Origin of the sequence: Stenotrophomonas sp. 2YAF22, assembly GCF_052114665.1 — a bacterium.
Classification (GTDB): domain Bacteria; phylum Pseudomonadota; class Gammaproteobacteria; order Xanthomonadales; family Xanthomonadaceae; genus Stenotrophomonas; species Stenotrophomonas indicatrix.
In genome coordinates this window covers 1-11,357 of the sequence record NZ_JBFRFE010000060.1, presented here as the reverse complement: position 1 = coordinate 11,357, position 11,357 = coordinate 1, and the positions used below count along the sequence as shown (strand labels likewise).

Below are 11,357 nucleotides of genomic sequence, written 5' to 3'. Positions count from 1 at the left end.
GTACGCGCACGCGCTTCGATATCAACGAGACGGCAGCCGATGTCGATTTGCCGCACCGTGAAGCGTCGACTCAATGAAGGCCGTGCACCTGGCACGGTCCATTCCGGAGGCAAGCGATGAGCTACATCGATGGTTTCGTACTGGCGGTGCCGACCGCCAACAAGGAGAAATTCCTCGCCCACGCCCGTACCGGCGACGTGGTGTTCCTGGAATATGGGGCACTGCGCGTGGTCGAGTGCTGGGGCGATGACGTGCCGCACGGCAAGACCACCGACTTCTTCGGCGCGGTGAAAGCCACGGCGGAGGAAACAGTGGTGTTTTCCTGGATCGAGTGGCCGGACAAGGCCACCCGCGATGCAGGCATGCAGAAAATGATGGAAGACCCGCGGTTGGACCCGTCGAAGAATCCCATGCCGTTCGACGGTGCACGGATGATCTACGGCGGATTCGAACCGATCTTCGAACTCAAGCGCTGACCCGCGCGGGCGTCCTCAGCGGGCGCCCGCTTCATCCTCACCGGCCGCGTGGCCGGCACCCAGCGCAGCACCTGCACCAACACCCAGCCCGCCCATTCCGGCACCCATGCCGCCGCCACCTCCACCGGTGCGACCGCCCTTGGCTTCGCCCTCGTTGCGGCCCTTGCCACTTCCGCCACCGCTGCCCGCAGGGCGGGTAGGCCCCTGGCGCGGGATCTCCAGGTCGGCCGGTACCGGCGCAAGGTCCAGCGCCTCGCGGACGAAGTCGCGCAGCGAGATCACCAGTTCGTATGTGTGCACCGCACGCCCCTGTGCCAGTTCACTGGCAGCGCGCGCGGCCAGCCGTACCTGCTCGTCGGTGCCCAGCAGCAGGATGTCCGACAAGGCCGCTTCGACCGCATCGCGGATGCGCCGGGCCCGATCCGAGCCCGGCTCGGCGATGCCTTCTTCGTGGGCCCGCTGGCGCAGGTCGCGCAGGTGGGTTGGATCGACCCCCAGCTCACCGGTGAAGGAGCCGCCCAGCGTCTTGTAGGCCGCCATCAAGGTACGCAGCCGCTCGTTGATCTGGCGGTTCTCGCGTTCGCGGCGCTGCTGCAGGGTCTGCATCACCAGCAGGCGGATACCCACGCCGAGCAGGGTGATCAGGACCAACCCGGCCAGGGTGGACAGCACGCCCTGCCAGGAACTGAAATCGATACCGCCCATGGTTACAGCTCCTGCGGAAGACCTTCATCTTGCCCCAGCCTGCTGCCGCAGATCCACGTCAGGCGCGGATGAGCGCCCCCGAAAACGCAGAAGGCCCTCCCGCCCGATGAGCGGAAGGGCCTTCGAACCACGCGCGATTACTTGCGCTTGGCAGCCTTGCGCACGGCCTTCTTGGCCGGAGCCTTCTTGGCCACAGCCTTCTTCAGCGGTGCAGCCTTCTTGGCGACGGTCTTGCGGGTAGCGGCGACCTTCTTGCCGACAACCTTCTTGGCGACGGCGGTCTTCTTGCCGACAACCTTCTTGGCAGCGGCGGTCTTCTTGCCGACGACCTTCTTGGCAGCGACGGTCTTCTTGCCGACAACCTTCTTGGCAGCGACGGTCTTCTTGCCGACAACCTTCTTGGCAGCAGCGGTCTTCTTGCCGACGACCTTCTTGGCAGCGACAGTCTTCTTGGCCACAGCCTTCTTGGCGGTAGCGACCTTCTTGCCGGCAACCTTCTTGGCGGCCACGGTCTTCTTGGCTACAGCCTTCTTGGCGGTAGCGACCTTCTTGCCGACAACCTTCTTGGCAGCAGCGGTCTTCTTGGCCACAGCCTTCTTGGCGGTCGCAACCTTCTTGGTGGCGGCCTTCTTCACGGTGGCGACCTTCTTGCCGGCAGCCTTGGTGGTCTTCTTGGCAGCAGCAGCCTTCTTGGTCACGGTCTTGCCGGCAGCCGCCTTCTTCTTGGCCACTTCCTTCTTCAGGGCAGCAGCTTCGGCCTTGGCGTTCTTCTTGGCCGCTTCCAGCTTCTTCTTGGCGTTGGCGACGGTCTTGCCGACCGACTTGGCGGCCTTCTCGGCCTTCTTGGCAACGGTCTTCTCGACCTTGGCCACGACCTTCTTGGCCTTGGCGACGCGGGTGGTGGCAGCCTTGCGGGCGCGCTTGACGGTCTTCTTGACCGACTTCACTGCGTCTTCGGCGGCGTGGGCGATGGTCTCGCCGACGTTGGTGGCGGTTTCTTTCACGTTCTCGACGGCGTCGGTCACGACCGACACACCATTACCGTTGCTCATGTTGCCCTCCTAGGGGCCTGGATTGTCAAAACGGGGCGATGCTATACCGACAATGGCTATCGTGGAACGGGCACGCCTGGTCAATCGCATCCGGTGCGACGCAACTGATGTAAGCGATGGCGGCCGCTGACGCGCCCCGCAGTCAGGAAATCCCTTTTTTTAAGCAGTGTGCTGCACAGCCTGCCGGTTGCTGGGGTACCGATGCAGGCACTGGCGGCAGCCACACATCCGCGTAGCACTGAGCGTCATCGCAAGGTCGGGATGCGCGGAACTGCGCAAGTGTCACGGTGTATCAAGGCGCTGCCGGCATGCCTGACGGCGCGCGATCGCGGCTGTCGCGAACAGCGTTGTGGTGCGCGCGTCGGCTGTCCGGCGCCCTCGGCGCGGGTCGGATTTTCATGGGGCATTTATCCAGATCGCGACACACTCATTCAGCTTGTTCTACCGTATGCGTCAATGGCCCCTACCTCAGCCTGCGAACCGACTCCCATGCGACCGCTTCCCACCCTGCTTACGCTCGCAATCGCCGCTGCCTTCGGCGGCTTCGTTGCCACCGGCCTCAATGCGCACCTGGACAACCGTGCCGACGCCGCTCCGCTGCCGGCGGTACTGCCCACGTCCGCAGCGCTGCCGGCCGCAGTCGCCGGGCAGGCGGTGCCTTCGCTTGCACCGATGCTGGAAAAAGCGATGCCGGCGGTGGTCAGCGTCAACACCAAGCAGGTGGTGCGGGTACGCAACCCGTTCTTCAACGACCCGTTCTTCCGACGCCTGTTCCCGGACATCCCGCAGGAGCGGATCAACGAGTCACTCGGTTCGGGCGTCATCATCGATGCCACCGAAGGGCTGGTGCTGACCAACCACCATGTCATCGACAATGCCGATGACGTGCAGGTGACACTGGCGGATGGGCGCACGGTAAAGGCAGAGTTCCTCGGCTCGGACCGCGACACCGACATCGCGCTGATCCGCATTCCGGCGCAGAACCTGACCGACATCAAGCTGGGCAACAGCGACCAGCTGCGGGTGGGCGACTTCGTGGTTGCCATCGGCAATCCGTTCGGTTTCAGCCAGACGGTCACCTCGGGCATCGTCTCGGCGGTGGGCCGCAGTGGCATCCGCGGGCTGGGCTACCAGAACTTCATCCAGACCGATGCATCGATCAACCCGGGAAATTCCGGTGGCGCGCTGGTCAACCTGCAGGGCCAGCTGGTGGGCATCAACACCGCCAGCTTCAATCCGCAGGGCAGCATGGCCGGCAACATCGGCCTGGGCCTGGCCATTCCCTCGAACCTGGCCCGCAGCGTGGTGGACCAGCTGGTCAAGCATGGCGTGGTGGTGCGCGGCACGCTGGGCATCGAAAGCCAGAACCTGAGCGCGCAGATCGCGCAGGGCCTGGGCCTGGGCGAAACCCGTGGCGCCCTGGTAACCCGCGTGCTGGCCGGTTCGGCCGGTGCCGCTGCGGGATTGAAACCGGGCGACGTGGTGGTCTCGGCCAACGGCCAGCGTGTGGACAGTGCCGAAGCACTGCACAACGTGGAAGGCCTGGCGGCGGTGGGCAGCGTGCTGACCCTGGACGTTCGCCGCGAAGGCAAGCCGCTGCAGATCAAGGCAACGCTGAAGGAACAGGCACGCGTGGTCAGCGGCGAGAGCCTGGACCCGCGCCTGACCGGTGCCAGCTTCGTCGACCTGCCGGAATCGCTGCGCCAGTCCGGGGTGGGCGGCGTGCTGGTCAGCGAGGTCAAGCGCGGCAGCCGCGCTGCGACCAACRGCCTGCAGCAGGGCGACATCATCACCGATGCCACGGTGGGCGAGTTCGCCGACCTGGCCAGCTGGCGCGCCAATTTCCAGCAGCGCCCGCCCACCCTGGTGCTGCGCGTGCTGCGCAACAATGGGCAGCAGCAGGGCCAGTTGGTGATGCGCTGATCGCCTGGCCGTAACGCCCCCTATACCCACGTGATGCTATTGCTGTACGTCCAGGTCGGCCAAGCGCCGATCGCCCGTTCCCCCATCGCAACAGGAGTGATTCGATGAGCCCCACCAATACCGAGAACCTGAAGGACCACCTGGGTGAAGCCGGTTCCCACCTGAAGCAGGCCGCCAGCGCTGCCGGCGGTGCGATCAAGGGCGCTACCGGCGCCGCGACCGATGAACTGCGCATCGGCAAGGCCAACGTCAAGGCTGAACTTTCCGACAGCGCGCTGTCGGGCCTGGCTGCTGCCGAGTTCGGTGGTGCCGCCGCCAAGGAACAGGTCGACGCGCTGATGGACAAGGGCAAGGACCTGATCGACAGCGCTGCTGAGCTGATCCGCGAACGTCCGCTGGCCTCGTTCGGCGTGGCCTTCGCTACCGGCTGGATCATCGCCAAGCTGGCCCGCGGCAGCGACAAGTAAGCTGCGGCGTGAGCGAAGACACCACGCAACGTCCTGATCCGGCGGCCACGCCGCCGTTGGACGAAAGCATCCGCCAGGTCGGCGCAGCCGGCCGGGCGACTGCCGATTCGGCCAAGCACTCGCTGCGTTCGCTGCGCCGATTGGCGTCGGCGGACTTCGCGCTGGCGCGCAGCGCATTCGGCCGCGCATTGGCCTGGGCCGGCGTCGCCATCGTGTTCGGTGCGTCGGCCTGGCTGCTGCTGGCCGCTACCCTCATCGCCCTGCTGCAGAGCTTCGGCCTGAGCTGGCTGCAGGCCCTGCTGATCACCTCGTTGCTGAGCCTGGCCGTTACCGGCTATGCGATCTGGCGCGTTTCGTACTTCTTCCACCACACCGGCATGCACGCCACCCGGCGTCAGTTGTCCCGGTTGGGCCTGTTCGATGAGCCCACCGATGATGATCCCGATGCCGGCGTGCAGATCCCGGAGGGCAAGCCATGAAGTTCGGTGCACTGCAGCGGCGTGTGAAACGTTGCGAACAGGTGATGGCCGTGCGCCTCGGCGAGACCCAGGACCACTGGAACGTGCTCAGCCAGGTCTGGCGACAGGGCTGGTCGCCACTGCGCATCGTGGTGGTGGGTCTGGCCGGCGGGTTCATCGCCGGCAAGCTGGAGGTTCCGGGCAAGGTCAACGGAGCGCGTTGGCTGCAGATGGTCGGTTCGGTGTCCAGCCTGTTCGCCAGCGCCCAGGCCGCGTTTGCTTCGGTGGTGGCGGCGCAGGCGGCGGAAACCGCAGACGATGCCGCCGACCAGGTGGATGAAGCGGCCGGGCCGCCATCCGCTGCCGCGGCACGACCGGCAGCACGCCCGGTGGCCGAGCCCGAGCTGCATGAGCCCCGTCCCGCCGAAGCGGCGACCGAGTTGTCCGAACGTTGACGAACCTTACCCGCCGCGTTGATCGCGGCGGGCCGATAATGGGCTTCTCTTTCTGGTCGGTGCGTCGATGAGCGAGTCCCTGTTGTCCCCGTCGTCGCCTGCGCCGGACGAGTCCGCACCCCTGCCGCCCCCCTCGCGCCCACGTGGCCCGATGTCGCTGGTGATCCTGGCGACCTTGGCCGTGGCGTTCACCCTGTGGGCGGCGCAGGACATCATCCTGCCGGTCCTGCTGGCGATGTTCTTCGCCCTGGTCGGCAACCCCATCCTGCGCCTGCTGCAGAAACTGTGGATTCCGCGCGCGCTCGGCGCCCTGCTGGTGCTGGGCGCCGGCTTGGGCGTGACCGGTGCGCTGGCGGTGCAGCTGATCGGCCCGGCGATGGACTGGGCACAGGAAGCACCGCAGCAGCTACGCAAAGTCGCCCGCCAAGTGCAGGACCTGACCAAGCCGGTGCAGCAGGCCAACCAGGCCGCAGAGAATTTCGCGCGCGTGGCCGGCGGCGACGGTAACCGCAAGGTGCAGGTGATCCGCACCCAGCTGGACGACCCCTACCGCATGCTCACCCGTGCGCCGCGCTTGGCCGCCTCGGTGCTGGCCGTCGTGCTGCTGACGCTGTTCTTCATGATCTACGGCCAGAGCCTGCAGCGTGCAGCGATCGCGCTGTTCCCGAACCGGCAGCAGCAGCGCTTCACCAGTGACATCCTGCGCTCGATCGAGCATGAGGTATCGCGCTACGTATTGACCATCAGCGTGATCAACACCGTGGTCGGCCTGCTGTTGGCCGGGGTGCTGATGCTGCTGGGCATCGGCCTGCAGGAGGCGCTGCTGTGGGGAACCGTGGCGGCGCTGCTGAATTTCGCTCCCTATGTCGGCCCGCTGCTCGGCGTCGCGTTGATGCTGCTGATGGGCTTCGTCGAGTTCCGCGACCCGCTGCAGGCGCTGCTGCCTGCGGCCGCCTACCTGACCCTGCATACCCTGGAAGGGCAGCTGGTGACCCCGATCGTGCTTGGCCGGCAGATGAAACTGTCACCGCTGGTGCTGATCCTGGCGCTGATGGTGTTCGGCTGGGCCTGGGGCATGATCGGCCTGCTGCTGGCGGTGCCACTGCTGGTCTGCATCAAGCTGGTGCTGGCACGACTGGAGGGCATGCAGGGCTGGGCGCGCCTGCTGGAGTGAGCGGGCCAGGACCGGAAACAAGGGAAGAACTGGCAGAATACTCCCCCTTTTTTCGGATGGATCCGTTCGGATGACCTCGTTCGCCACACGCTGCCTCGCCCTCGCCTGCCTTGCCACCCCTGCTTTCGCCGCGACGCCACCGGCTGCCGACCAGGCGCGTACCCAGCTGGTCGAAGCAGTCACCTGCAAGCGCCACCTCACCCCCAAGCAGTTCGAAGCCATGGCGCAGCTGCTGGCGCCGCCCCCGCTGCGGGCGGAAAACGGCGAGTCCAGCGGCGAGTTCCGGTTGACCACGCCACTGATGGTGCTGGGCCAGCCCGTGACCCGCCTGCAGGTGTACGACGGCGACAGCGGCGAGGATGGCGTCGACAGTTTCACCGCGTACTTCAGCACTGCCAGCGTCGAACAGATCGCGGCACTGGCGAAGCTGTCCAATCCGGTGGCAGGTACCTATTCGCGGGAAGTGGGCCGGCACAACCTGGATGTGCAGCGGTTCGACGGCCAGACCACCATTGGCTGCTCCTACGACCTGCGCTGACGCACCCTGCAGTGACCCAAGCCCGCCGCGGCGCATGAAAGCCCGCGCGGGCAGGCGTAGAATGGCGGGGTGAAATTTCCTGTCCTAGCCATCACCCTCGACCTCGACGATACGCTGTGGCCGTTCGCTCCGATCGGCGCCCGCATCGACCAGGTCCTGTTCGACTGGATGCGTGAACACAGCCCCGCCACCGCCGCGATGTATCCGGTGGCGGCCATGCGCGAACTGCGCGAGCGCTCGTTCCGCGACAACCCCCACCTGCATTTCGACCTGAGCGCGCTGCGCCGGCTGACGATCCAGGAGGCGCTGGAAAACAGCGGCGCCAGCCTGGACCTTCTGGAACCGGCATATGAAGTGTTCTACGCCGCCCGCAATCAGGTGGAGTGCTACCCCGATGCGCTCGACGCACTGGCGCGTATCGCCGCGCGGGTGCCGGTGGCCGCGTTGAGCAACGGCAACGCCGATCTGGAACGGATCGGCCTGGCCCATCACTTCAGCTTCCAGCTGGGCGCGCGCGAGCATGGCGCGGCCAAGCCGGAAGCGAGCATTTTCCACGCTGCCTGCGACCGCTTGGGCGTCGCCCCGGCGCAGGTGCTGCACGTGGGCGACCACGTCGAGATGGACGTGGCCGGCGCGATGGCTGCCGGCCTGCGCGGCTGCTGGATCAACCGTGAAGCGGCCACCTGGAACCATCCGCAGCTGCAGCCTGACCTGCAGTTCGACACCCTCACCGGCCTGGCCGATTGGCTCGATGCCAACCTCGACGCCGCCGACGCTGACGCATCCCGGAGTACCTGACGCATGAGCGAGATCACTGGTTTCACCGCCGACACCACCGCCGCGCTGCCGTTGCACGTGCTGGACCGCAGCCAGTTCGAGGCGTGGAAGAACAGCCAATCCGCTGCCACCCAGGCGTGGTTGAAGTCGCAGGGCTTCACTGCGGGCGCGCATTCGGTTGCGCTGCTGCCCGGCGCCGATGGCCTGGCTGGCGCGGTGATCGGCGTTGGCGATCGTGCCGATGCCTACAGCTACGCCCATGCACCACATGCCCTGCCGGAAGGCAGCGTGTGGCAGTTGGCCAGCGAACTGCCGGCCGCCGAGCAGGCACTGCTGCAGCTGGGCTGGGGCCTGGGCAGCTACCGCTTCGACCGCTACCGCAAGCGCAACCGCGCGCCGGCCCAGCTTGTTGCCGCACCGACCGGTGAGGTGGCCGACCTGATCGCCGCCAGCCTGCGCGTGCGTGACTGGGTCAACACGCCGACCGAAGACATGGGCCCGCAGCAGCTGGAAGACGCCGCGCGTGCCCTGGCTGAAGCGCATGGCGCGCAGGTGGAAGCCATCACCGGCGACGAACTGCTGGCGCAGAACTTCCCGGCCATCCATGCGGTGGGCCGTGCCTCGCACCGTGCGCCGCGGCTGATCGTGCTGCGCTGGGGCAAGGAGACCGACCCGGCGCTGGCGCTGGTCGGCAAGGGCGTGTGCTTCGATACCGGCGGCCTGGACATCAAGCCGGCCGATGGCATGCGCAACATGAAGAAGGACATGGGCGGCGCCGCCCACGCGCTGGCCCTGGCCGGGCTGGTGATGGCCCAGCAGCTGCCGGTGCGCCTGACCCTGCTGGTACCGGCCGTGGAAAATGCGATCGGCCCGGATGCCTTCCGTCCGGGCGAAGTGATCGCCACCCGCAAGGGCCTGAGCGTGGAGATCGACAACACCGATGCCGAAGGTCGGGTGATCCTGTGCGACGCGCTGACGTTCGCCGGTGAGCAGAAGCCGGACCTTGTGCTGGACTTCGCTACCCTGACGGGCGCGGCGCGCATCGCGCTGGGTCCGGATCTGCCGGCGCTGTTCAGCAACGATGACACGGTGGCCCAGCAGTGGCTGCAGGCCGGCGATGCCACCCGTGATCCGGTGTGGCGCATGCCGCTGTGGCGTCCGTACCTGCGTTACCTGAGCAGCGGTATCGCCGACCTGGCCAATGCCGGTTCGCGCATGGCCGGCTCGGTCACCGCCGCGCTGTACCTGGAACGCTTCCTGGAAGACGGACAGCGCTGGGCACATCTTGACGTGTATGCCTGGAACGATGGCGAGCGCCCGGGCCGCCCGGCCGGTGGCGAAGCCCTGGCCCTGCGTTCGGCCTGGACGATGCTGAAGGCACGTTACGGCTGATGGAGCTGCCGGGCATGGCCCGGCGCCACCCATGCCAGTGGGTGCCGACCTTGGTCGGCACTGCATCACCCTGCAAATCTGACGAAAAATTGAATTTCGGCCCCGGTCGGGTTCTGCGAGGATGTGGTGGTCGCCCACCCACACATCCGTGAAGGCAGGAATCCGACCATGTCGCTCTTCCGCTACACCCGCGCCGGCCAGGAGCCGGGCGCGCCGCGCCGGCATTCACCCTTGCCCTGGATCGCGCTGATCGCACTGATCCTGGGCATCGTCGCCCTCGCCTTCGCTTGGCTGGCCGGCTGGATCGGGCGCGACCGGCTGACCGCACAGCGTTTCACCGACACCATCGAGGCCACCGGCCCTGCGCATCCCGGCTTCCGCCGCGCGCACAGCAAAGGCGTGTGCGTGAGCGGCTGGTTCGAACCCAGCGCGCAGGCGCCCACGCTGTCCAGCGCGCGGGTGTTCTCGCAGGCGAAGGTTCCGGTGCTGGGCCGGCTGTCGATCGGCGGTGGTGATCCGCACGGCGCCGATGGCAGCGCGCGCGTGCGCAGCATCGCCGTGCAGCTGGTGAGCGATGACGGGCAGGAATGGCGGATGGCGATGAACAGCTTCCCGTTCTTCGCCGTGCCCACCGCCGAGGCGTTCTACGAGCAGACCCGCGCGCAGATTCCGGACCCGGCCACCGGCAAGCCCGACCCGCAGAAGATGGCGGCCGTGCTGGCCAGGTACCCCAGCGCACAGGCCTTCCAGCAATGGGCCAAGAGCGCACCGTGGACCAGCAGCTGGGCCAACACCACGTTCAACAGCGTCAACAGTTTCTGGTTCACCAACGCGCAGGGACAGAAACGCGCGGTGCGCTGGCGCTGGCAGCCGCAGGCGCCGCTGGTGGAGATGGATGCAGAGGCACGCAAGCAGGCCAATGTCGATTTCCTCAGCCAGGAACTGCGGCAGCGCCTAGCCACCGGCCCGGTGCGCTGGAACCTGGTGGTCAGCCTGGCCGCGCCGGGCGATGCCATCGATGATCCCTCGGTGCCGTGGCCTGAATCGCGCGAACAGGTGGTGGCCGGCGTGCTCAGCCTCGACCGCATGCAGTCGCAGGAAGAAGGCGCCTGCGGCCAGCTCAACTTCGATCCGCTGATCGTGCCCAGCGGCGTACGCGGCAGCGATGACCCGATCCTGGCTGCGCGCTCGGCGGTGTATTCGCAGTCGTTCAACCGCCGCGAGCGCGAGCGCGCCAGCGGTGCGGCGGCACAAACGAAGGGGGAGGCACGATGAGCACCGGCAACGGCCACTTCAACCTGCTCGCCCGGGTGCTGCACTGGTCCATGGCGCTGATGATCATCGCCATGCTGTTCATCGGCGTGACCATGGTCGCCTCGCTGCACCTGCGCCCCATGCTGATCGACCTGCACCGGCCGCTGGGTATCGCCATCCTGCTGCTGGCGGTGCTGCGCCTGTACAACCGCCTGCGCCATCGCCCACCGCCGCTGCCAGCGGACCTTCCCGCGTGGCAGGTGCTGGCGGCGAAGGCTTCGCACTGGATGCTGTACGCGTTGATGCTGGCGATGCCGTTGATCGGCTGGGCGATGCTGTCGGCCGGCGGCTACCCGATCGTGCTGGGCGGTGGCCTGCACCTGCCGCCGATCGTGCCGCACACGCCAGCGCTATACGCCGCGCTGCGCAATGCGCACAGCCTGCTGGCCTACGTATTGTTCGCCACGGTGCTGATGCACGTGGGTGCGGCCCTGTTCCACCTGTGGGTGCGCCGCGATGGCGTGTTCCAGGCGATGGCACGCGGGAAGGATTGAATGGGTTCGCCGGGGGTTCCCGGCTGCCCTTTTCCGCGACCGCGGAGGGGTGTCGCTTTCTTTGCTCGTGCACCGCGCTGCAGGAGCAGCGCGGAACGGCGTAGCCGGCCCGTAGGGTGGCGCACATGGATG

The 11,357-nt window shown here is 67.1% G+C and carries 13 protein-coding genes; 11 read left to right on the top strand and 2 right to left on the bottom strand.

Translation table 11 applies throughout. The features are described from left to right. Positions 1-116: 116 nt before the first annotated feature. The gene (locus AB4Y84_RS04245; protein WP_223497518.1) at positions 117-476 is read left to right on the top strand and encodes a DUF1428 domain-containing protein; all 360 of its coding nucleotides are present in this window, start codon (positions 117-119) and stop codon (positions 474-476) included. 15 nt (positions 477-491) lie between these two features. Here AB4Y84_RS04245 and AB4Y84_RS04240 read toward each other — a convergent pair whose 3' ends face one another. Further along, positions 492-1,181, bottom strand: coding sequence for a hypothetical protein (locus AB4Y84_RS04240; RefSeq protein ID WP_394196843.1), 690 nt, complete (start codon positions 1,179-1,181; stop codon positions 492-494). A 137-nt stretch (positions 1,182-1,318) separates the two neighbouring features. Beyond that, a complete protein-coding gene (locus AB4Y84_RS04235; RefSeq protein ID WP_363734342.1) occupies positions 1,319-2,233 on the bottom strand; it encodes a histone in 915 nt (304 codons plus the stop codon). Between the two features lie 489 nt (positions 2,234-2,722). On the opposite strand from AB4Y84_RS04235, the gene AB4Y84_RS04230 reads away from it, so the two are divergent. The 10 genes from AB4Y84_RS04230 to AB4Y84_RS04185 all read left to right on the top strand — a co-directional run bounded on the left by AB4Y84_RS04230 (position 2,723) and on the right by AB4Y84_RS04185 (position 11,225). After that, the gene (locus AB4Y84_RS04230) at positions 2,723-4,156 is read left to right on the top strand and encodes a Do family serine endopeptidase (RefSeq protein WP_442249808.1); all 1,434 of its coding nucleotides are present in this window, start codon (positions 2,723-2,725) and stop codon (positions 4,154-4,156) included. A 104-nt stretch (positions 4,157-4,260) separates the two neighbouring features. Continuing rightward, entirely contained in the window at positions 4,261-4,623 is a 363-nt protein-coding gene (locus AB4Y84_RS04225; RefSeq protein ID WP_025878359.1) for a hypothetical protein, read from the top strand. Between the two features lie 8 nt (positions 4,624-4,631). Next, positions 4,632-5,102 carry a phage holin family protein gene (locus tag AB4Y84_RS04220; RefSeq protein ID WP_025878358.1) on the top strand — a complete coding sequence of 157 codons (471 nt, stop codon included), beginning with the start codon at positions 4,632-4,634 and terminating at the stop codon, positions 5,100-5,102. Further along, positions 5,099-5,536: a protein sip-5 gene (locus tag AB4Y84_RS04215; RefSeq protein WP_363734339.1), complete on the top strand. Its 438-nt coding sequence runs from the start codon at positions 5,099-5,101 to the stop codon at positions 5,534-5,536. The genes AB4Y84_RS04220 and AB4Y84_RS04215 overlap by 4 nt, the downstream gene beginning before the upstream one ends. Before the next feature lie 67 nt (positions 5,537-5,603). Beyond that, positions 5,604-6,710 (top strand): AI-2E family transporter, encoded by a 1,107-nt coding sequence (locus tag AB4Y84_RS04210; protein ID WP_442244030.1) that lies wholly within the window; start codon positions 5,604-5,606, stop codon positions 6,708-6,710. A 70-nt stretch (positions 6,711-6,780) separates the two neighbouring features. Further along, on the top strand, positions 6,781-7,248 hold the full coding sequence (locus AB4Y84_RS04205) for a hypothetical protein (RefSeq protein ID WP_442244029.1): 468 nt from the start codon (positions 6,781-6,783) through the stop codon (positions 7,246-7,248). A 69-nt stretch (positions 7,249-7,317) separates the two neighbouring features. Next, positions 7,318-8,046, top strand: coding sequence for an HAD family hydrolase (locus tag AB4Y84_RS04200; RefSeq protein ID WP_025878355.1), 729 nt, complete (start codon positions 7,318-7,320; stop codon positions 8,044-8,046). A 3-nt stretch (positions 8,047-8,049) separates the two neighbouring features. Beyond that, the gene (locus tag AB4Y84_RS04195; RefSeq protein ID WP_223497514.1) at positions 8,050-9,417 is read left to right on the top strand and encodes a leucyl aminopeptidase family protein; all 1,368 of its coding nucleotides are present in this window, start codon (positions 8,050-8,052) and stop codon (positions 9,415-9,417) included. Positions 9,418-9,585: 168 nt separating this feature from the next. Then, positions 9,586-10,692 carry a catalase family peroxidase gene (locus AB4Y84_RS04190; RefSeq protein WP_442244028.1) on the top strand — a complete coding sequence of 369 codons (1,107 nt, stop codon included), beginning with the start codon at positions 9,586-9,588 and terminating at the stop codon, positions 10,690-10,692. Further along, positions 10,689-11,225: a cytochrome b gene (locus AB4Y84_RS04185; RefSeq protein ID WP_025878352.1), complete on the top strand. Its 537-nt coding sequence runs from the start codon at positions 10,689-10,691 to the stop codon at positions 11,223-11,225. Before AB4Y84_RS04190 ends, AB4Y84_RS04185 begins: the two co-directional genes overlap by 4 nt. Positions 11,226-11,357 lie beyond the last annotated feature (132 nt).

Excerpts from the sequence above, each read along its gene's own strand:
- AB4Y84_RS04245 (WP_223497518.1), top strand. The coding sequence starts at position 117 with ATGAGCTACATCGATGGTTTCGTACTGGCGGTGCCGACCGCCAACAAG.
- AB4Y84_RS04235 (WP_363734342.1), bottom strand. The coding sequence starts at position 2,233 with ATGAGCAACGGTAATGGTGTGTCGGTCGTGACCGACGCCGTCGAGAAC.
- AB4Y84_RS04195 (WP_223497514.1), top strand. The coding sequence starts at position 8,050 with ATGAGCGAGATCACTGGTTTCACCGCCGACACCACCGCCGCGCTGCCG.
- AB4Y84_RS04205 (WP_442244029.1), top strand. The coding sequence starts at position 6,781 with ATGACCTCGTTCGCCACACGCTGCCTCGCCCTCGCCTGCCTTGCCACC.
- AB4Y84_RS04215 (WP_363734339.1), top strand. The coding sequence starts at position 5,099 with ATGAAGTTCGGTGCACTGCAGCGGCGTGTGAAACGTTGCGAACAGGTG.
- AB4Y84_RS04225 (WP_025878359.1), top strand. The coding sequence starts at position 4,261 with ATGAGCCCCACCAATACCGAGAACCTGAAGGACCACCTGGGTGAAGCC.
- AB4Y84_RS04240 (WP_394196843.1), bottom strand. The coding sequence starts at position 1,181 with ATGGGCGGTATCGATTTCAGTTCCTGGCAGGGCGTGCTGTCCACCCTG.
- AB4Y84_RS04190 (WP_442244028.1), top strand. The coding sequence starts at position 9,586 with ATGTCGCTCTTCCGCTACACCCGCGCCGGCCAGGAGCCGGGCGCGCCG.
- AB4Y84_RS04210 (WP_442244030.1), top strand. The coding sequence starts at position 5,604 with ATGAGCGAGTCCCTGTTGTCCCCGTCGTCGCCTGCGCCGGACGAGTCC.
- AB4Y84_RS04185 (WP_025878352.1), top strand. The coding sequence starts at position 10,689 with ATGAGCACCGGCAACGGCCACTTCAACCTGCTCGCCCGGGTGCTGCAC.